Origin of the sequence: Methanoregula sp., assembly GCF_041663825.1 — an archaeon.
Classification (GTDB): Archaea; Halobacteriota; Methanomicrobia; order Methanomicrobiales; family Methanospirillaceae; genus Methanoregula.
The window spans coordinates 1-20836 of sequence record NZ_JBAYLY010000041.1 but is presented as its reverse complement, the minus strand read 5'-3'; the positions used below and the strand labels follow the sequence as shown (position 1 = coordinate 20836).

The 20836-nt window shown below is 57.2% G+C and carries 20 protein-coding genes; 8 read left to right on the top strand and 12 right to left on the bottom strand.

Features of this window, described 5'->3' with window-relative positions:
• Window positions 1-263: 263 nt before the first annotated feature.
• Window positions 264-1010: a DUF128 domain-containing protein gene (locus WCX19_RS13680; RefSeq protein ID WP_373009073.1), complete on the bottom strand. Its 747-nt coding sequence runs from the start codon at window positions 1008-1010 to the stop codon at window positions 264-266.
• Between the two features lie 60 nt (window positions 1011-1070).
• Here WCX19_RS13680 and WCX19_RS13675 point away from each other — a divergent pair, with 60 nt between their 5' ends.
• From WCX19_RS13675 to WCX19_RS13660, 4 genes are all read left to right on the top strand, one after another.
• Window positions 1071-2042 (top strand): hypothetical protein, encoded by a 972-nt coding sequence (locus WCX19_RS13675; protein WP_373009071.1) that lies wholly within the window; start codon window positions 1071-1073, stop codon window positions 2040-2042.
• 10 nt (window positions 2043-2052) lie between these two features.
• The gene (locus tag WCX19_RS13670; protein WP_373009069.1) at window positions 2053-3399 is read left to right on the top strand and encodes an NAD(P)/FAD-dependent oxidoreductase; all 1347 of its coding nucleotides are present in this window, start codon (window positions 2053-2055) and stop codon (window positions 3397-3399) included.
• Between the two features lie 124 nt (window positions 3400-3523).
• Window positions 3524-5050 (top strand): lysine--tRNA ligase, encoded by a 1527-nt coding sequence (lysS, locus tag WCX19_RS13665; protein ID WP_373009067.1) that lies wholly within the window; start codon window positions 3524-3526, stop codon window positions 5048-5050.
• A gap of 71 nt (window positions 5051-5121) precedes the next feature.
• Window positions 5122-5955 (top strand): hypothetical protein, encoded by an 834-nt coding sequence (locus tag WCX19_RS13660; protein WP_373009065.1) that lies wholly within the window; start codon window positions 5122-5124, stop codon window positions 5953-5955.
• On the opposite strand, the gene WCX19_RS13655 is transcribed toward WCX19_RS13660, so the two are convergent.
• Both WCX19_RS13655 and WCX19_RS13650 read right to left on the bottom strand, forming a co-directional pair.
• Window positions 5930-7453 carry a transglutaminase-like domain-containing protein gene (locus WCX19_RS13655; protein ID WP_373009063.1) on the bottom strand — a complete coding sequence of 508 codons (1524 nt, stop codon included), beginning with the start codon at window positions 7451-7453 and terminating at the stop codon, window positions 5930-5932. The genes WCX19_RS13660 and WCX19_RS13655 overlap by 26 nt on opposite strands.
• A gap of 79 nt (window positions 7454-7532) precedes the next feature.
• Complete coding sequence (locus WCX19_RS13650) at window positions 7533-7871, bottom strand: hypothetical protein (RefSeq protein ID WP_373009061.1); 339 nt, start codon at window positions 7869-7871, stop codon at window positions 7533-7535.
• Window positions 7872-7976: 105 nt separating this feature from the next.
• On the opposite strand from WCX19_RS13650, the gene WCX19_RS13645 reads away from it, so the two are divergent.
• From WCX19_RS13645 to mgtA, 4 genes are all read left to right on the top strand, one after another.
• The gene (locus tag WCX19_RS13645; RefSeq protein WP_373009059.1) at window positions 7977-8339 is read left to right on the top strand and encodes a carboxymuconolactone decarboxylase family protein; all 363 of its coding nucleotides are present in this window, start codon (window positions 7977-7979) and stop codon (window positions 8337-8339) included.
• A 203-nt stretch (window positions 8340-8542) separates the two neighbouring features.
• Window positions 8543-9115 carry a class I SAM-dependent methyltransferase gene (locus tag WCX19_RS13640; RefSeq protein WP_373009057.1) on the top strand — a complete coding sequence of 191 codons (573 nt, stop codon included), beginning with the start codon at window positions 8543-8545 and terminating at the stop codon, window positions 9113-9115.
• 123 nt (window positions 9116-9238) lie between these two features.
• Window positions 9239-9628, top strand: a complete 390-nt coding sequence (locus WCX19_RS13635; RefSeq protein ID WP_373009055.1) for a cupredoxin domain-containing protein — start codon at window positions 9239-9241, stop codon at window positions 9626-9628.
• A 158-nt stretch (window positions 9629-9786) separates the two neighbouring features.
• Complete coding sequence (gene mgtA, locus WCX19_RS13630; protein WP_373009053.1) at window positions 9787-12372, top strand: magnesium-translocating P-type ATPase; 2586 nt, start codon at window positions 9787-9789, stop codon at window positions 12370-12372.
• A 41-nt stretch (window positions 12373-12413) separates the two neighbouring features.
• Here the strand turns inward: mgtA and WCX19_RS13625 are convergent, their stop codons facing one another.
• The 9 genes from WCX19_RS13625 to WCX19_RS13585 form a co-directional block, all read right to left on the bottom strand.
• Entirely contained in the window at window positions 12414-12860 is a 447-nt protein-coding gene (locus tag WCX19_RS13625) for a HEAT repeat domain-containing protein (RefSeq protein ID WP_373009051.1), read from the bottom strand.
• 377 nt (window positions 12861-13237) lie between these two features.
• Window positions 13238-13507, bottom strand: a complete 270-nt coding sequence (locus tag WCX19_RS13620) for a hypothetical protein (protein ID WP_373009049.1) — start codon at window positions 13505-13507, stop codon at window positions 13238-13240.
• A 141-nt stretch (window positions 13508-13648) separates the two neighbouring features.
• On the bottom strand, window positions 13649-14128 hold the full coding sequence (rlmH, locus tag WCX19_RS13615; RefSeq protein WP_373009047.1) for a 23S rRNA (pseudouridine(1915)-N(3))-methyltransferase RlmH: 480 nt from the start codon (window positions 14126-14128) through the stop codon (window positions 13649-13651).
• 283 nt (window positions 14129-14411) lie between these two features.
• Complete coding sequence (pgk, locus tag WCX19_RS13610) at window positions 14412-15626, bottom strand: phosphoglycerate kinase (RefSeq protein WP_373009045.1); 1215 nt, start codon at window positions 15624-15626, stop codon at window positions 14412-14414.
• 20 nt (window positions 15627-15646) lie between these two features.
• Window positions 15647-16276: a V-type ATP synthase subunit D gene (locus WCX19_RS13605; protein WP_373009043.1), complete on the bottom strand. Its 630-nt coding sequence runs from the start codon at window positions 16274-16276 to the stop codon at window positions 15647-15649.
• Window positions 16277-16283: 7 nt separating this feature from the next.
• On the bottom strand, window positions 16284-17672 hold the full coding sequence (locus tag WCX19_RS13600) for an ATP synthase subunit B (RefSeq protein ID WP_373009041.1): 1389 nt from the start codon (window positions 17670-17672) through the stop codon (window positions 16284-16286).
• Complete coding sequence (locus WCX19_RS13595; protein ID WP_373009039.1) at window positions 17669-19435, bottom strand: ATP synthase subunit A; 1767 nt, start codon at window positions 19433-19435, stop codon at window positions 17669-17671. Before WCX19_RS13595 ends, WCX19_RS13600 begins: the two co-directional genes overlap by 4 nt.
• Window positions 19426-19728: a V-type ATP synthase subunit F gene (locus WCX19_RS13590; RefSeq protein WP_292424313.1), complete on the bottom strand. Its 303-nt coding sequence runs from the start codon at window positions 19726-19728 to the stop codon at window positions 19426-19428. Before WCX19_RS13590 ends, WCX19_RS13595 begins: the two co-directional genes overlap by 10 nt.
• A complete protein-coding gene (locus WCX19_RS13585; RefSeq protein WP_373009037.1) occupies window positions 19729-20784 on the bottom strand; it encodes a V-type ATP synthase subunit C in 1056 nt (351 codons plus the stop codon). It lies immediately after the preceding gene.
• Window positions 20785-20836 lie beyond the last annotated feature (52 nt).

Sequence of the window (20836 nt, the reverse complement as noted above, 5' to 3'; positions counted from 1 at the left end):
TCCTGTCCCGGGGAGAACTCGTTTACCCCGGAGAGATAGGCCGTTATTTCAGGGCTTCCCCCAACATATTTTACCGCACCCAGCGCGGGCATACAGCAGAATACTGCTGCAATGATCAGGAGAGCAAGCGTATTATGATATTTCATCGGGAATCACGTGCGGTTGTTGATGGTACACATTTATATCGGATCATATAAAGCGATGTGAGCCGGGCCGCCAGAAGCAAATCTTAAAAATGAACGGGTACGACGAGGAAAACCGGTTTAATAATCCCGAATCTCGACCAATTCCGTGACATCCATGAGACCCTTCATGGCCTGCGTCTGGACCCAGCGCCCGCCCTCGCGGATCGCGGCCATCGGGTTTGTGCCGCCCACAGCAACGAGGGAGACATACTGCGGGCTTCCCGGCACGCCAAGCAGGGGAACGTTGGGCACACCCACTTCGAGGATGCCGGTGAGACTGCTGTCCGCGAGCTCGTCAAGCACGCTCCCCACAAGCGGTTCTGCCTCCATGTGGAACTCCCGGATATTTGCAAGGATGTTCCCGCTGCCTTTCCGCATCACATCGTTCACCGACGTGATCTGCTGGGAGATAAGCACCTGTAACGGATCGATGGTCGTATACTCGTAGAGGATGATATGCGTGAAACGGAGGGGGGCCCGGTTCTCGATCTCGACCACGCCCCCGCCGATCGGCGTGATCGGGACGCCACGCCGGATCAAAAGGCCGTCAAACGTGATGCTGCAGACCGTACAGATGGCCGTGCAGCCTTCGGGTACAACGTAATCCGCGATGCGCTCCCCCGAGGAATAGAATTTTACCAAGCCGCTGACAGAAACCCCGGTCTTGTAGGCGTCTTTTAAGATCGAGACGGCATACTCAAAGTCCTCGTTTTTCACGAGCGAGAGGTTGTAGACGACGTTTCCGGTTCCTGTTCCGGGATCGTAGGTTACCTGCATCGCGTAATCGTCAATACTGTGATCGACAAACTTGAGAGGCCGGGTCATTGTAGTGATTTCGGCGATTTCAATAGAAAAATTGTTCTATTAGCCCACGATAATCCTTATATGATGGAAGACGATATGCGGGTAAAAGCCAGGAATGCGATGAGGCTCATTCTTGAAGCTGCGAAATTTGAGGTCGAAGAGGTCGACGAGCCCCTGGATCTCTCTGCGGTCCGTGACGGGGAGTGCCTCCTTGTACTCTGTTCGGATGATGCCGAACTCATCGGACAGTTTGACAAGACCAACTACAGCCTGATGGTTGACGACCAGGAGATGACCTGCAAGAAACTCCTCTTCACGCTCGAAAAGGATATTTCGACCGAGAACTGCACCCAGTGGGGCATCGACGAGTTTGTCCAGTACGCGGGGGAGGCAGTGCTTGCCGATATCGTCGCGCAGGAACTCAAGCTCGACCTGACACCGGGCAAAGGAAAGGCAAAGAAGGCGGCCGCTGCCGGATCGGCAGCTGCCCCCGCTGCCGCAGAAGAAGAGACCTCAGGCATTTCGATCCTGCATTTCCCGGTCAAACTTTCCGAGCAGGCCGCGATCCGCACCGCAGGAATCCAGGGCGCGGCAAAGCTCCGGTTCATCCCCTACTACCTGATCCACTACGCGAGTTCGGGAGAGCAGGTGTACAAGGACCGGCGCGTCCCCTTCGATGCTGACGGGTGGGGCGCAATCAATGCCATCAACGGCATCAAGCTCGACCTCGACGGGACGAAAGTCGAGGACTCCGAGATCCCGGCAAACGCGGAGGTCTCCGACGCGCATATCACAAAAGAAGAAGCATCCGAGAGGATGGTAACCGAGCTCATCGAGCGCCTCACCCAGAAGGTCCGGATCAAGCAGGAGAAGGGCGATGCAATCTTCTACGAGGAGAAGACCTTAAAACCGGACCGGAAGAATATCACGGTCGACACAAAACAGGTCTATATCCCGGTCTGGCAGATCCGGGGCAAGAAGATCGTCGAGGTCAACGCGTTCACCGGGGAACTTCTCTCAGAGCCGATGGACGAGGGCGTCGAAGTCTTCTGATCTTCTCCGTATGATCGTCGTTCTTGGCGGAGGTCCTGCCGGGCGGATCGCCTCAATCCGGCTCGCGACGGCAGGAAAAAAGGTAACGCTCGTCGAACCCGGGGGAATCCCCCGGGGGATCGGCGGGCAGTGCCTCCACTTTGGCTGCATGCCGGTCTGTGCCCTCAACGATGTTGCCCGCATCGCCGGTTCGGCACGCAGGTTTTACGAGCGCGGGATGATTGACGCGGTCCCGGCGCTCCGGTTTTCGAAAATTATGGACGAGACGCTTGCGGTCCAGCAGAAGATCGCCGGCATCCTCGACCACGAGACCCGTACCGCAGGGGTGGATGTGGTCTACGGGAAGGCAGGACGGGTGGACGGCCGCCGGGTCTTTATCGGCGAGGAGCCGGTTGAGGCCGAGGCGGTTATCATCGCAACCGGTTCCCGGCCGAATATACCGGATGTCCCGGGAGTCGCCCTTCCCGGGGTTTTCACCCCGCATACCCTCTGGAATCTCCGCGAACTGCCAGAGAAGATCGCCATCATCGGCGGAAGCGTGATGGCGGCGGAGTTTGCATATATTTTCCGGGAGTTCGGGAGCGAAGTGACCGTTCTTTCCCGGAGCGATTTTTTGAAAAATCTCGACAAGCACCTCCGGGCCATCGCCATAAAAGAACTTGCCGGTGTGGATATCCGGGAAGGGGCGGATGTGACCGGGATCGACGGGGCCTCCCGGGTCACGGGAGTCCGGTACTCTGCCGGGGGAAATGCTGCATCCGTTGAAGCGGATACCGTGCTGCTCGCCGCCGGCCTTGTGCCAAACTCCGGGATGGTGACCGGAATCGACAAGGGCCCGGGCGGGGAGATCGTGGTAAACGACCGTATGCAGACGAGCGTGCCCGGCATCTATGCCTGCGGGGACGTGGCCGGGGCGCCGTTTTTGACCCCTGTCGCCCGGCACGAGGGGATCGTCGCGGCCGACAACATCCTCGGGTACGAGCGGCACATGGACTATTCCCGGATCCCGCAGGCAATCTACCTCGCCCATGACCTCGCGTTCTGCGGGGCCGGCGGGGAGGGGAGTGCCTCCCTTGCCCTGCCCGGGCCGGCCGGGCCGGGGACCTACTGGTCGGTGCCGTACGGCGATACGGGCTTAGCAAAGATCTTTGCCGATCCGGCATCAGGCGAGATCACCGGCATGTGTGCCGCAGGACCGGCGGGAGGGGTCATCGCAGGATACCTCGCGTTTCTCATGCAGCGGCATATCTCGGTGCATGACTTCGAGGAGTTTATCGAGGTCCACCCGTCAACGGACGGGGTGTCTGGCCTCGCAAAGTATACCTCTGAACTTTTCAGGAAACGGGAATCTTCCTGAAATCTTTTTGCCGCATCTTTTTTTCCGGATTACCCTCTTTCCCGGCGTGCCGACCGGCGCTGAAGGTATTATTACGCTTGACACCGAAGGTATAAGGTACAGTTAATAAGAGCGGAGCATTCTCGTGACCGATCCATCCGAAACCCTTGCATTTGACCAGACCCGGCTCGACAAAGTGCGTGTACTGCGGGAAAAAGGCGTCGACCTCTACCCCCCCACGTTCGACCGGAAGAACACGATACCAGACATCAGGACGAAATTTGCAGAGATCACCCACGAGAAGAGCGTTGAGAGCGTTTCCACCGCAGGACGGCTCTACATCATCCGCAACCACGGGAAGACGATCTTCGCTGACCTCGGCGATGAGAACGGCAAGATCCAGCTCTACATCCGGAAGGCCGACATCGGGGATGAGGCGTTCGATTTCTTCAACCAGTTTATCGAGCGGGGCGACTTTGTCGGGGTCACCGGCCACGTCTTCCGCACGAAACTCGGCGAGATCACCATCTGGGTTGACACGATCACCCTGCTCGCAAAAGCGGTCTGCTCGCTCCCCGAGAAATTCCACGGTCTCACCGACGTGGAGAAACGCTACCGGCAGCGGTATGTCGATTTGATCGTAAACGAGGAGAGCAGGCAGGGATTCCGGAGCCGGAGCCGGATCATCTCGTCCATCCGCAGGTTCTTAAATGACCGGGACTTCTTAGAGTTCGAGACCCCGATCCTCCAGCCAATCTACGGCGGGGCAAACGCCCGGCCGTTTACCACGTTCCACAACTGCCTCGGCCAGAAACTCTTCCTCCGGATCGCGCCCGAACTCTACCTCAAGCGCCTTGTCGTCGGCGGCTTTGAGCGGGTCTTTGAGATCGCACGGAACTTCAGGAACGAGGATATTGACACCCACCACAACCCCGAGTTCACGATGGTGGAGATCTACTGGGCCTACCACGATGTCTACGACATGATGGGCCTCACCGAGGACTTCCTTGAGACGCTCGTAAAGGAAGTTAACGGCACAACGCAGCTCAAGTTCGAGGAGACCGGGATCTCATTTGCAAAACCGCTCAGGAAGCTCACGATGGAGGAGGCGGTAAAAGAATACGCCGCAATCGACATCTTCGCACTCTCGGTCGATGAACTCCGGGCGATTGCCGCCCGGAACAAATTCAAGGAATCGGACAAGCCAAAGAGCCAGCGCGAGTTCCTCGTCTATTTCTTCGAGAACATGGTCGAGGAGAAACTGATCCAGCCCACCTTCATCTACGATTACCCGGTCGAGAACTCGCCGCTCGCAAAACGCCATCGCACCAAAGAGGGATTCACCGAGCGCTTCGAGCTCTTCATCTACGGTATGGAGATGGCAAACGGTTTCTCGGAGCTCAACGACCCGCTCGACCAGAAGGAGCGGTTCGAGGCACAGGACCGGAAACGGCTGCTCGGCGACCTTGAAGCCCAGATGATCGATTACGATTACATCAACGCGCTCGGCTACGGCATGCCGCCGACAGGGGGCGTGGGGATCGGCATTGACCGGCTCGTGATGCTCCTTACCGGTAACAACTCCATCAAGGAAGTGATCCTCTTCCCGTCCATGAAGAATATGCAGGTGGAAGGGGACGAGGCGAAGGACAAGCCGGCACCGGGGAACTGATCTTCCCGCTCTTTTTTTTGTTTTTTTACCCCTGACAGGTATTTTAAAATCTGCCACGGTAATTCTCTACTATGAACGGCCGGTCTCCTGTTGCCTGCACTCTTCTCATTATCGCTCTCTTTGTCCTGTCAGCCGGGTGTACCTCCGCACCGGCACAGCAGACAGCCACGGTCCCGGTGACTGTTACTGCTTCTCCGGCAGAAGCGACTTTCACCGGCCATACCGGCACAGCCGCACGGAGCATCGCAGAACAGCTCGCGGCGGTGAAATCCGATAACCCGGTCTGGACTGCGGCTTACGCCATGTTCTCGAACATGAAGTCCACGGAATACGTCCACCCACCCTATACCGTTGATGAGGCAAACGGGACCTACCGGTTCGACTGCCTCGGGTTTGCCGACCATGTGCTGATGAATGCCGATATGGCGGCATACACAGCGATCGGCAGGGGAGCCAACCCCTCCATTGAGACCTACGCAGCATACTTCAACAAACTGAGCACGACCACGCCCGATGCAGCAGGGTGGACGAAGGTGGCACACCCGGTCGATCTCGCGCCGGGCGATGTCTGCCTCTGGCTCAAGCCAAGCACGCTTGATTCCGGCCATATGTGGATCATCGCGGAAACTCCTTCGGTAAACCCGAAACGGACTGACGAAGTGCTCGTCCGGATCTTCGACTCGACCGGCACCGTCCACAGCGATGACTCGCGGACCGGGGCGGCGGACAAGACCGGCCTTGGCTCAGGCATCCTCGGGATGATGGTGGATACTGACGGGAACCCGGCCGGACTCTACTGGGAGGGCGGGGCAAGCACCGGGGCCGGCGAGAAGGACACGACGATTGTCTGCGGCCGGCTCAAATTAATAAAAAAAGTTTTCAGGCTTTTTTCAGGGACGTTGTGAAGTTCTCAAGAAGCAGCATCTCCGGGTCGTCCTGGCAGGTATCGCAGACGGTTACCGGGTTCTGGATGACCATACGGAACAGCACGGCATCGTCTGGGGGGGTCGGGGTGAGCGGGATATCGACGTCCTTCTGGATGACATACCGGTACGGGTCGAGGCTGCCGAAATAATACGCCTTGAACCGGTGCCGGTCATCCGGGATCGCGTTGTACGCCCAGTCCGCAGTCTCTGCTGCGGTCACATCGACCGGGATCCAGCCGTAACCTTCGAGATAATATTCCGCCCAGAAATGCGTGCTCCCGTTCCCCGGCGGGATGATCTGGTAGCCGCCTGCTGCCCGGGCGGGGATGCCGAGCGACCGACAGAGCGCGGCAAAGTACATGCTCTGGGTGCCGCAGTCGCCAATGCCGGTATCAAGGACGTATTCCGATTCGGGAGTGCCTGACGTCATGAGCCAGGAGTGAGGCGCATGGCTGTACGGGATCGTGTCCACGATGTACCAGTAGATCTTCTGCGCCTGGAGGTAGGGGTTGGTCTCGTTTCCGACGATCTCCTGCGCTTTTGCCTTCATCGCCGGGGTGATGACGATGTTGGTCCCGGAAGCCGTGTATTTCCGGTACTCTGGGCTTGAGGTATTGTAGGGCAGCACTTTTACCGGGTCGATGGTGAAGTGCTGGTCGTGCTGGACGAACCTGAAGGTGGCAGTCACGTTCAAAAACGATCCGTTGATTTCCGATACGGGGACTTCGAGATACGCAACCCCCATGTCTGTACCGGTCCCGGTCTCCGATTTGACGTACTGCGCCGGCTCGATCGAGAGGATTGTCACGTTGGTCTGCGAGCCGGTCTCGATGGGCAGCGGGAGCCAGATCTTCAGCGTGCCGTTTGCCGGGAGATCTTCGCGGGGCACGGAGATCGCCTCCGTTCCCACCCATGCGACCGGCGCCCCATAGGGCCCGGCAGACGCGTTCACCGGGGCAAACGCGTACTTCGTGAGCGGGTCGTAGAGCGGGTTCTGGCCCAGGGCAGCGGTCGCGTTTTGCATCAGGTCGAAGTTGTGGAACCGGATATTCCCGACATTCTCCTCATAGTACCAGGTCTCGTTGTCGCTTTGTATACTCGCTATCCCGCTGCCGTTGATCCACCCGGCCCGCCGTTCGGCAGAAACATTAGGGTATGCCGCGAGAAGGACCGCTTCATAGGCGCTCCGGTTGTAGGGGAACTCCATGATCATGCGGTAGGACCGGCTTGCGCCGTTTCTCGCTTTGAGGGCGGCAGCGTTGTCGCCTGCCGTGGTGTAGTTCTCCTGCGCGAGCAGGTACAGCGATTCTGCCGCGTGGTAGTTCGTGGCTGCGTATGCGGCATCTGCCTGCGCAAGCGCTGTATCTGCGGCGGATTTTGGGGACGAACCGGTGGCCTGCGTTGTACAGCCTGCCGCAAGGATGGCGGCGGTAACAAGGACAATCAGGATAGTGGCAAAATAATGTTGACGTGTCAAGGGATCACCGTGATTATAAAACTGGAACCGGAGGGGATTAACCTTCGGAAATGCACTGCAAAAAGGGGAGGGGCGACCACTATTCGAGGTCAGGCCCATCCCAGGGGCGGCGCAGCTTCTCCCTCTCCTTTTTGAAAAAAGAAAGGGTCACCTGATCGTCAGCCTTTTTTTGGGCCCGGGATGTCGCTGCGTCATCCAGGGAAGCGGCCCGACCTGCAATTTTTTCCCCGGGAGGATCGGGATCTTCCCCGGGCAGCAGCGGAGGCAGGTCGATCCTCGTTGCCGGTTCATCGAGACCTGCCATCTCGTACGGAGAAAGAGGAGTCATATCATCGGCAACAAAATCCTGCTCTTCCGGGTAGAGCCGGTCGACTTTGAAGACCTGGGGAGACGAATCGTCGTCCGCATCCAAAATCATAAAGAATCGTGGGCGCCGGGGGGTAAGAGGTTTGTGATGGAAGCCATCCTGAAGTGCCCGGGGAGTCCCGGCAGGTTTTTCTCCCGCGGGCATGAACCGGAGAGTATGCCATCAAAGAAGGAAAAGGGCCGGGTGAGCCGGATCATCAAGCAGCGGACAAAGAACCAAAAGCGGATCGAGTCCGAGGCGCCGCTCCTTGCAGAGGGTTTTGGCAACATGATGAAAGCATATTACACCGAGAGCGCCCTTCCCGTGAAACACAAGGAACTCATCGCGGTCGCCCTCTCGATCTCCCGGTGCTGCGTGCCCTGCCTCGCCGTCCACACGAAGAACGCAATAGAGGCCGGGGCGACCCGGGACGAAGTGATCGATGCGGCAAAGATCGGCGTCGAGTTCGGTGGCGGGCCGTCGTTTGCGATGGTGAGGAACAACCTGCTGGAGTTTCTGGACGAACTGGAGAAAAAGTAAAAACGGCGGGGGCGGAGGCTTGCCGGAGGCCTAAAAGAGCGTCTGCCGGATCGCCAAGGGACTCCGGAATCATTCAATCCGGATATTTTACGGGGTTTCCCTGAAGGAGTTACGGGGAATCCGGGCAGATACGAGGCCGGATTTGAATGCCGTTCATACTCCCGCCCACAACCCATATTACTCCCCCCTCCAAACATCCGATCATGTCACACTCCCACGCCCGCGATGTCTTCTCCTATGAAAAAGCCGCCCACCTCGACACGAAGTTCCGCCGCATCCTCTACCGGCCCGATGCGCTTGCGGAACGGTACGTGAAGCCCGGCGACCGGGTCCTCGACTTTGGCTGCGGCCCGGGATTTTTTACCCGCGAGTTCGCAAAAAGGGTCGGGGAGAAGGGCACCGTGATCGCCGCTGACCTCCAGGAGGAGATGCTTGCAATCGTCCGCGACAAACTCACGGCCGAAGGCCTCATCTCCCGGGTCAGAACTCACCGGTGCAAACCGGACTCGCTCGATCTTTTGCCGGACCGGGACGGGCAGGTCGATGTCGCTTTTGCAATCTTTGTCGTCCACGAAGTCCCGGACAAGGAGAAGCTGTTCTCCGAGATCGCCGCGATGCTCGTGCCCGGCGGCACTTTCTTCTATTCCGAGCCGCCGTTCTTGGTCCCGAAAAAGGAATTCCGGGAGAACCTTGCGATGGCTGAACGGCTGGGACTCCGGACGGTCGAGACCCGTTGGTATTTCGTGAACCGGGCGGCCGTGCTCAAAAAAATGTAAGGGGGGGGTAGGGGGATCACCCCCCACCCATGTGTCCGGGCAGGTGGGGGTACCCTCCCCCCGCGATCGGTATGCGGGCGGGCCTGCAACAATTTTTATAATTCAGCCAATCATTAAGGAATTATGCCCGCATATTCCCGCTTGATATTCGGTACGGCCTGTATCGTCCTTTTAATCCTTACCTGTATATCTGCCGGTTGTTCTTCCTCCCAGACACCATCGGCACCTGCTTCACCCACGGCCACGCCCCGGGGAGGGACAACGATCACGATGAAAAATTTCGCGTTCGAGCCGTCGACCCTCACGGTAAAGACCGGGACGGTGGTCACGTGGGTGAACCAGGACGCAGCTCCGCACACAATCGTTTCGGACACCGGCTCTTCGGTTGCGTTCTCGTCCGATTCGCTCCCAACGGGTGCATCCTATAACGTCACATTCACCACACCGGGAACGTATACCTATCACTGCTCGATTCACCCGTCCATGACCGGCACCATCATCGTGCAGTCATAACCTTTTTTTAGCCCGAATGCAGGCGAAACCCATGAACGAGTGTCTGCCCCGGGGGTATCCGTTCAGATCTCTGCCATGCCAGCCCTACAGGAGAGCATCCAATCGAAGTCATCATCAGGAACAACATACAACCATTCAGCGTTGGGGAAATTTTCCTTATGTCCGATACGATGACAACCACACCGCCACCGGAAAAACCGGATCAGCAGCAACAGTTCCACACCTTACCGGAGGAGGATCTCTTCTCTGTTCTTGGAAGCAGCCCGGCGGGGCTGACCTCAGAACAGGCACAGGCCGGCCTGCTCCGTTTCGGGCATAACGACATCTCCCATATCCGGAAAGTCCCGGTGATCCTCCAGTACCTGGGCCATTTCAAAAACCTGCTCATCATCATCCTGCTCATTGCTGCGGGGATCTCGTTGTTCGTCGGTGAAGTGATCGATGCCGTCATCATCTTTTTCATTGTCTTTGCAAGCGTCACCTTAGACTTTTTCCAGGAATACAAGGCCGGGGAAGCAGCCGACCTGCTCAAACAGAAGATCCTCACCCGGGCCACGGTACTCCGGGACGGGAAAGAACAGGACCTGCCGATCATCGATCTCGTCCCGGGAGATGTGGTCAGGCTCACCGCCGGGGACATTGTCCCTGCCGATGCACGGATACTGACCGCACGGGACTTTTACGTGAACCAGTCCTCCCTCACCGGCGAACCGTTCCCGGTCGAGAAAAGCCCGGGCGCAGCCGCTGCCGGAACCCCCGTCACCTCGGCGGACAACTACACCTTCCTTGGCACGTCCGTTGTCAGCGGGACGGCCACGGCGCTTGTCACAAAGACCGGGGTATCGACCGAGTTTGGCAAAGTTGCAAAGACCCTTGTCGAACGCCCCCCGGAGACGGAGTTCGAACGGGGACTTAAGGCGTTCAGTTACCTGATGTCGAAATTCGTCTTCTTCCTCGTCATCTTTGTCTTTTTCATCAATGCCCTGTTCCGGCACGGCATCCTCGAATCCCTGCTCTTCTCCGTTGCGCTTGCGGTCGGCATGACGCCGGAACTCCTTCCCATGATCCTGTCCCTGAACCTGTCAAAGGGCTCGGTTGCGATGTCAGAGAAGGGCGCCATAGTAAAACACCCGGAATCGATCCAGAATTTCGGGAGCATGGACATCCTCTGCACGGACAAGACCGGGACACTCACCCAGAACGAGATCGCACTCGTGCGGCACCTGGACACGGAAGGAAACGATAGCGAGAATGTCCTCTTGTACTCGTTTATCAACAGCACCTTCGATACCGGGTTAAAAAGTCCGCTTGATGATGCGATCCTCAAATTCCGCCACCTCGATATCAACCGGTTCCATAAGATCGACGAGATCCCCTTTGATTTCCTTCGCAAGCGGATTTCAGTTGTCGTTGCCGACGGGGACAAGCGCCTGATCGTATCCAAGGGTGCACCTGAGGAAATCTTTCGGGTCTGTTCACAGGTTGACAGAAACGGAGTCATAGAACCGCTGACTGAAGCCGTACGGGCGCAGGTCGAGGGTATCTACCAGGCCCAGAGTGCCGGAGGCTTCCGGACTCTTGCGGTATGCTACCGCACCGTGCCGGGCGACGTGACGCAGTTCTCCGTTGCTGACGAAACGGAGATGACGCTTGCCGGGTTTGTCACGTTCATCGATCCCCCCAAGGAGACCGCACGGGAATCGATCCGGCAGCTGGAACAGTCCGGGATCGAGCTCAAGATCCTGACCGGCGATAACGAACTGGTGACACGGAAGATCTGCGAAGAGATCGGCCTTGAGATCAAAGGCGTCCTTTCCGGGGAGGAGGTCGAACACATGGACGTCCAGACCCTCTCCAGAGTGGTCGAGAACGTCACCGTCTTTTCCCGCATGACCCCGGTGCAGAAGAACCGGGTCATGATGGCCCTAAAAAAGAACGGCCATGTCGTCGGGTTCATGGGCGACGGGATCAACGATGCCCCGTCGATCCGTGAGGCGGATGTCGGCATATCGGTCGAAAATGCCGTGGATATTGCGAAGGAATCGGCGGATATTATTCTCCTGAAAAATGATCTGCGTATCCTCAGTGACGGCGTTATCGAGGGCAGGAAGACGTTTGGGAACACCATGAAATACATCCTGATGGGGACGAGTTCCAATTTCGGGAACATGTTCTCGGTCGCCGGGGCTTCCCTCTTCCTCAAATTCCTCCCGATGCTCCCGATCCAGATCCTGTTAAACAACCTCCTCTACGATGTATCGGAATCTACGATCCCGAGCGATAACGTTGACGAGTCCTACACAAAAACCCCGAAAAAATGGGACATGGATTTCATCAAGAAGTTCGTTGTTGTTTTCGGGCCGATCAGCTCGGTCTTTGACTTCATCACGTTTGGCATCCTGCTGTTCTTCTTTGTCGCCGATGCTGCGTTTTTCCAAACCGCATGGTTTGTCGAGTCGATCTGCACCCAGACGCTTGTTATTTTCGTGATCAGAACCCGGGTTGTCCCGTTCTACCACAGCAGGCCACACCGGCTCCTCGTCGCAAGCACGATCCTGATCGTTGCAGTCGCCTGCGTCCTGCCGTTTACACCGGTCGGGAGCCTGTTCGGGTTTACCCCGCTGCCGGCATCGTTCTATGCGGTGCTTGCCGGCCTTGTGATCAGTTATCTTGTCATTGTCGAGCTGGTCAAACGCTGGTTCTACAAAAAATATGATACCTCTGCCTTCAGGAAAACAACCTGACCGAGGGGGGCGGGGTGAGGATGAGGAATTTTTTTTATTCCTCACACGGTCACGAGATGGGCGAGGAGTGCGGATGTATACGAGCGGAGGTCAGAGTCCTCTTTTGCATCAGCTGCGAAATCGTTGAGCTCCCGGAGGGCGCCGGTGCTCCGGATCGCGGCGAGCGTCTCTGCGGCTAGCCGCCGGATATCCACCTGCTCACTTTTATCCCGCAGCCTTTCTATCAGGACTTCGACCGAACGACCGCTTTTGAGCTCGCAGAGCGCAGTGATCGCACCGCGCCGGATATCAGGGTCGTGGTTGGCCACGAGATCCATCAGCGGACGGACCGCCCGGGGATCGCCGCTTTTCCCGAGCCCCACAACAGCCCGCAGCCTTCCTTCGGTATCCGGACCGGAGAGCGCCGCGGCACTCAGATCGTAAACTGCCCCTTTCCCGGGAAAAGACTCATACCAGTTCCCCGTGGATTCTTCCGCACTTATTTCCATACCTTCACCATGTCAACATTAGTTGTTCAAACACCGATCCATAATCTGCCGGGATACCGAACAAATCCGGTCCTAACAGACAAAGAAAAGCATCCGCTTACCATGCGCGGATCGTACCCGCTTGGCCTTGTATCCCATGGAACAGACAGCCAGGTACATTAGTCTAGTATCATGCAATCAAATCATAAATAATTAATCGATAAATCTGCCCCGAAACAGTATCTCCGAATGCCTCTTATGAGTACCGCAGAACCGGATGTGGCAAAAGGTGCTATAAATCCCTGACTATCTCCCGCGAATCGCCTCAAGGCAATTCCCTGCAGGTCACCGATAAGCTTGTTGACGGCAACATCGGGATCGCGACAGATCTCGGCTTTTTACTTCTCTGCCTCGCCGGGCCATATCCCACTCAAAGACTCAATGACCAGGAAGACGCGGCCATCATCGATACCGTTGCCGCAATCGCAGCCGTTGCACCGGTAAGGAGAATCACATTCCCCGACCGGGTACCCGCCACTATCCCTGCCACCAGACCGAAAAGAGAGCCAAACCCGTTCCCACCTGCCAAAAACGATCTCACCGGAAGAGCAGGGGATGGATTCCTCAAGCATGGAAAAAATTGAGCCGCCCGGGGCATTTCCCGTCATACAAAACTCCGTTTATCCGTATACCTGCCCATGAAAGAGTCTGGCTGATCTACAGATACTATTTCGGAGATGCAGTTTTTCAGGCCCAACCACGGACCTGCAGATGAAGGGGACCGCACCTCCATCTTTAGGGTATAATAGTTATTTGTGGTACGGTTCCCCGCTGTTGATCCGGCAGGCGCGGTACACCTGCTCCAGCAGGATCATCCTCACCATCTGGTGAGTGAAGGTCATGGGAGAGATCGAGAGCCGGAGATCGGCACGGACGAGTACCGATTCGGAGAGCCCGAGATCGCCCCCGATGATCATCGCGATCGAGTTTGTCCCCGCGAGCTGCCAGTCGTGCAGCCGGGCGGCAAGTGCCTCGCTCGACATCGCTTTTCCCCGCACATCGAGCGCCACCACGTACGCCCCCTCCGGGATCGCGGCAAGGATCCGGTCGCCTTCCCGGTCTTTTGTGAGCTGTTCCTGACCGGCCGACGCGTGCACCCCCCGCTTTTCATCGGCAATCTCGACGATTGCAAGTTTCAGGTACGGGGTAAGGCGCTTCTCGTACTCGGCAATGCCTTCGGTGAGGAAACGCTCCTTGATCTTTCCGACTGCAATGATTCGTACCTGCATAGAGGGGCAGCCTCATCATACGTTGTTATCCCGGACGTGAAATAAGCGCTCCCGCGATCCTCATAAGAACCCAAGATTGCTGACCTTTTCATAGAGATTGGGCGGCATCTTGTAGGAGATCGCGACCCGTTCGCCCCGGCTCGCCGGTACTTTATCCACCATGCGCTGTAGAAATAAGCCAGACTACTATAAATAGGGTGTCAGGCCCGTCGTATATCACAAGAATCCGTTCCTCTGCCTGGCCAAAATAATGAATCAAAAAAAGCGGGGGCGGGAATGCCGCTTACCCGAAGAGTTTGTATGACTCTTCGAGCGCTTCCACGGCCGGGAGCTTTTTCCCGGTCAAAAATTCAATGCAGGCTCCCCCACCGGTGGAGATGTGGGTGAAGTCGTTTTCGAGCCCGAGTTTTTCGATCACGGCCGCGGTGTGCCCGCCACCGACGACAGAGAACTCGACCTTTGATGCCGCACGGAGCATCTCGAAGGTGCCGGTCGCAAAGTCCGGGTCCTCAAAGACGCCGGCGGGGCCGTTGAAGACCACGGTCCCGGACTTCTTTAAGGTGGAGACCAGCGTCGCAAGCGCGTCCATGCCGAGATCCATCACCGGTGTATCGGCGGGGATCCGGTCGATCGGGTATTCAGCACGTTTGCCATTCTGCCGTACCGCGACCGAGGTCGGCATGATCACCCGGTCTCCGAACTGTGCGAGGATCTCCTGTGCCTTCTTGATCTCGCCCTGGTACTTGAGCTGCTCGATGAGCTGGGTGGAGGGTTTGCCGATATCGTACCCGGCCGCGAGATAGAAGATATTTGCCACGACACCGATCACGATCACGGTATCGGCGATACCATTTTTGAGTACATGGGCCGCGACCTCGATCGAATCGTCAACCTTCGTGCCGCCGAGCACCATGCAGACCGGCCGGGGCGCACCCGAGAAGACTTTCGAGAGTGTGGAGACTTCCTTTTCCATCAAAAGGCCGGCCGCCGATTTCATCGCGAGCGGAAGACCCACGACCGTCGGCTGGGACCGGTGGGCAGTCCCGAACGCGTCGTTCACGAAAAAGTCCGCCATCGCGGAGAGTTTCTTCACGAGGTGGGTCTTTTTTGCCTCTTCAGACTTTAAGGTCAGGTTCTCTTCTGCCGCAAACCGCACGTTCTCCAGCATCAGGATCTCGCCGGGCTTCATGGCATGCACGGCCTCGCGGGCGTGCCGCCCGAAGATGCTGTCGATGTAGGTGACCGGTGTACCGAGCAACTCTTCGAGTTTTTCGGCGTGGGATTCCAATGTCGTGAAATCCTTCTTTCCCGGCCGGCTCTGGTGGGTAACGATGACGACTTTGCTGTCTGAAAGAGCACGTATCGTGGGCAGGTGCTCGCGGAACCGTTTATCGTCCAGAATAAGATGAGTGGTGGGATCGATGGGGGAGTTGAGGTCAAGACGGAGAAGCACCGTCTTTTTACTGCACCCCAGACCCTTAAGGGTACCGATTGGCATAAAAGCCACACTCCCCGGGGTTACGCCGAACCCCGGGCCTTGATCCTCTTCATCCTGAAAAGTTCCTCGCGTTCCATCTCATCAAGACGCATCTTGATGAAATCCCGGGCAGCGGTGAGTTCGGGGATCACCTTGAACTCGAGCGCGTTCACCCGGCGCTTGGTCTTTTCAATCTCGTCCAAGAGGCGCTTCATCGTGGTCTCGATCTCAGCGCTCTGGATAATCGCCTCGACCAGATCCTCGAACGCCGATGCGGTCTCATCGATGACCGGCGATGTGCCGAGCACACCGTACCCCCGGTCGGCAAGACTCTTTTTCACCTTCGACGATTTTATCTCCGGCACGACCACGCCCATGATGTTCTTACTTTTTAACGTGATCTCCGGGACCTCTTTTACCGAAAGGGCAGCGGCCTTGACACCGATTGCCCCCTCAACCGTATTTGCCACCGCCATCATGTTAACGGCGTGCTGGTACTTTATCAGGAGTTCCCCCCGGCTGTCCTTTGCCGTGGAGAGGATCTTGAAAAATTCCATGATCAGTCCATCGCGCTTCATCTTGAGGATCTTGTAGCCACGCTCGGAGAGTTTGATCTTCCTTTTTAAGTCGATCAGTTCCGAACGGGTTGGCTTGATATCGCGCAGCGCCATGGATTTTTTACTCCTTCTTTGCACCGGCACGGAATTTCGGGTGGTACTTGTTGATTAGTTCGCGGTCGATACGGGTCAGCTGCTCAACCGGCAGCGTCGACAGGATCTCCCAGCCGATGTTTAAGGTATCTTCGATCGTGCGGTCTTCATCATAACCCTGCCGGACGAAGCGGTTCTCGAAGAGATCCGCAAATTCCAGCAGCAGCCGGTCACGCTCGGAGAGGGCATCCTTACCGACGATGGCAACGAGGCCGCGAAGGTCGTTACCCTCTGCGTACCCTGCATACATCTGGTCGGAAACCTTCTTGTGATCCTCACGAGTTTTGCCTTTACCGATACCTAGGTTCATCAGCCGGGATAACGAGGGCAGCACGTTGATGGGCGGGTAGATCCCCTTGCGGTGCAGTTCACGGCTGACCACGATCTGGCCTTCGGTGATGTAACCGGTCAGGTCGGGGATCGGGTGGGTGATATCGTCACCGGGCATCGTTAAGATCGGGATCTGCGTGACAGAGCCCTTCTTGCCCTTGATCATACCGGCACGCTCGTAGATGCAGGCGAGATCCGTGTACATGTACCCCGGGTAGCCACGGCGACCAGGCACTTCTTCACGGGCCGCACCGATCTGGCGGAGCGCTTCACAATAGTTGGTCATATCCGTCAGGATAACGAGCACATGCATACCCAGCTCGAAGGCAAGGTATTCCGCAGTAGTGAGCGCGAGACGGGGCGTGATAATACGCTCGACAGCCGGGTCATCTGCAAGGTTGAGGAAGACAACCGCACGCTCGAGTGCACCGGTGCGCTCGAAATCCGCCATGAAGTAGTTCGCTTCTTCCTTGGTGATACCCATGGCAGCAAAGACCACGGCGAAATTCTCGGTCGACCCGGGCACCTTTGCCTGGCGGGCGATCTGGAGCGCAACATTGTTGTGCGGCAGACCTGCTGCCGAGAAGATCGGAAGCTTCTGGCCACGGACAAGGGTGTTCGTACCGTCAATGGTCGAGATACCGGTCTGAATGAAATCAGCTGGCATGCCCCGGGCGTACGGGTTGATCGCAGCACCGGTAATATCGAGGCGCTTCTCCGGCACAATCTCCGGGCCGCCGTCGATAGGCTTACCGCCGCCGGACAGGATACGGCCGAGCATCTCATGGCCGACCGGCATCTTGATAGTCTCGCCGGTGAACCGGACGCCGCTGTCCCTGCCGATACCCGTTGTGGTCTCGAAGATCTGGACAACGACCAGTTCATCGCTCGTGTCCAGTACCTGGCCGCGCTTGATCGTGCCGTCGGAAAGAACCACGTTTACGAGTTCCTGGTACGCGATAGGCTCGGTCTTCTCGACAAAGACGAGCGGACCGGCAATTTTACTGATAGTCCTGTATTCCTTCATGCTCCCGACCTCAGTGTGTTGAACTCAGCGTCCATATCCTTCTCGATCTTGGCCAGTTCAGGTTTGTAGTCCTTGATGAACTTGATCTGGGGCAGTTCGTTTTTTGCCTTGACCGCGAGGATCTGTGACGGGCTGACACCAGCGAGTTGGGCCGCATAGGCAAAGTCAGCGAAGAGCTTGATCGCCTTCATCATATCGTACTGCTTTTTCATGTCGCAGTATGTGTCGACCGCGTCGTACGCATTCTGCTGGAGGAAGATCTCACGGATCATACGGGCGACTTCGATCGTCACCTGTTCTGACTCGGGCAGTGCATCGGAACCGACGAGCTGCACAATTTCCTGAAGTTCTGCCTCTTTCTGGAGGACTTCCATGGCCCAGGACCGGATCTGGTTCCAGTCGGGCGAGACCTCCTTGTCGTACCAGTCGTGGAGGGCGTCGAGGTACAGTGAGTACGAGTTGAGCCAGTTGATCGCCGGGAAGTGCCGGCGCTGGGAGAGCTTTGCGTCCAGTGCCCAGAAGACTTTCACGATACGGAGCGTGTTCTGGGTAACGGGTTCGGAGAAGTCGCCACCAGGTGGGGAGACTGCACCGATAACCGAGACTGACCCGGATTTTCCGTTCAGGGTCTCGACAAGACCGGCACGCTCGTAGAACTCCGAGAGCCGGGCTGCAAGGTATGCCGGGTATCCTTCTTCGCCGGGCATCTCTTCAAGACGGGACGAGATTTCTCTCATCGCTTCTGCCCACCGGGAGGTCGAGTCTGCCATTAAGGAAACATCGTACCCCATGTCACGGAAGTACTCCGCGATGGTGATACCGGTGTACACGGATGCTTCACGGGCCGCGACCGGCATGTTGGAGGTGTTTGCGATGAGCACCGTCCGCTCCATCAGGGGTTTCCCTGACTTCGGGTCCTCAAGACTCGGGAACTCCGTAAGAACTTCCGTCATCTCGTTGCCGCGCTCTCCGCAGCCGATGTAGACCACGATCTCGGCATCCGACCACTTTGCGAGCTGCTGCTGGGTAACGGTCTTGCCGCTCCCGAACGGGCCGGGAATTGCGGCGGTGCCGCCTTTTGCAATGGGGAAGAGACCGTCAAGGATCCGCTGACCGGTGATCAGGGGGATCGTCGGGTTCTTCTTCTCACGTACAGGGCGGGGAACACGGACCGGCCAGCGCTGGAGCATCGGGTACTCGCGGCCGTCGTCGAGAACACAGATCGTCTCATCGATGGTGAAGTCCCCGCTCTTGATCGTCTTTACAATGCCTGCCTTTACATTGGGCGGGAGCATGACCTTGTGGACGATGTTGGTTTCCTGGACCTCGCCAAGGATTGCGCCCGGCTCGACCTTGTCGCCAGCCTTTACTACCGGCTTGAAGGTCCACTTCTTGTCATGGGAGAGCCCGGGTGCGGTTACACCACGCTCAATGAAGTTGCCCATCTTTTTTACGAGGACTTCCAAAGGACGCTGGATACCATCATAGATACTGGTGAGGAGACCCGGACCCAGTTCAACGGCAAGCGAGAGCCCGGTGTTTGTAACCGGCTCGCCGGGCCTGATACCCGAGGTATCTTCGTATACCTGGATAATGGTATTATTACCCTGGATCTTGATGACCTCACCCATCAGCGCTTCTTTTCCGACTTTGACCACATCGTACATGTGGGCGTCAATATTGACTGCCGTTACGACAGGCCCGGCGATTCTTTTGAGAACGCCCTTTTTTGCCTCTTTGGTTTTTTCGGTTTTTACTTCCACAGATCAACACCCACCGATCTCTTGATTTTCTCTCTCATGGACAGGCCGCCTTCCTCGCCCCCAAGGGCGATCACGGTCGGCTTGACGGAGTTTTCGAGCGTCGTACGGAGCCGGCGCGGGAGCCGTTCCATGTCGCTGCTGTTCAGGACAAGAATACCTACCTGTCCGTCCGAAAGGGCGCTGGTGATGCACTCGTTGAGTTTCTCGTCGTTCTCCGCTGCGTAGGTCTTACGGATGCCTGCAAGGCGGAACCCGAGAATAAACTCGCTGTTGCCGATAACTGCAATCTCCATTTACATCACCAGGTATTTCCCAATCGTTTCTGCGGGGAGTTTGGATTCCTTGCCCCGAGCGAGAGCACGAAGGTTGAACACTTCGTACTTCTTCTTCTCGAGATACACGAGGATCGGGAAAATGGAGAAGGGGTTGCGCTTGGAGAGCTTCTCCATCTGCTCCATCTGCACCCGCACAAGAAGCGATGCAATTTCATGAACCGGCCGTTCGGTCTCCAGTCCCTTCAGGAGTTCAAGCACCGGCCCTTTGCGGATCTTCGCCTTGAGCTGGTCGCTAAACTCCCGGTAATCCTGGATCGAGTTCAACGCGGCAAAGTCTGCCGAGGTGATAGTACCGCCGGCGATATACATCTCCTTTGCATCTTCCTGGATCTTATCAGCCCGCAACCGGAAGAGCGTCAGGATGTTTTTCACGTCAATATCCAGTTGGATGTACGTGAAGAACAGCCGGCCTCCGGCACCCTCGCTGCCCGCTTCTGCGATGATCTCCGCATAGAACTGCTTGTACAGCTCGTTTTCCATACGGGCAAACGAACCAGTCTCCTTTGCCGCCGGGTACTCCCGGGCGAGCACCGGGTAGAGCCGTTTTCCTTTGAGCGCGTCGATGACGCGGTCCGGACCGTCCTCATTGAGGAGACGGTCAAGCACGATCTTGTCAAGGCTGCCGGCGGGAACGAGGACTTCCTTGATCTTGCCGGATTTCTCGCCCTGCGATTTGCCGCGAAGGATCGTGAGCACGTTCTGGATATCCCAGTACCTGAGGTACGCACGGGTAAACTGCTTGAGCGTCCCAGGCGCGATCTCAAGGATCCGCTGGTACTCTTTTGCGAGGTTCCAGCTCAGGGCCACCTCGAGGAGGTCGATCCCTTTAAACGTGGTGCCCAGCTCGTCAATCTCCTGCTTGTACGAGGTCTCTTCGATGATACGGGTAATCTCGGGAAGGCTCATGTTGAGCATCCGCTGGTACTCTTCCCGGGGAAGAAGATTGGACTTCCTCACCCGCATCCTGGTACAGACGTAGATAGTGGGCGCTGAAATTCCTTTCATCCCTGCCATACCTGTACCACCCTATCCGAAGAGGAGATCAGATGCATCCTTGAGCCCGGAT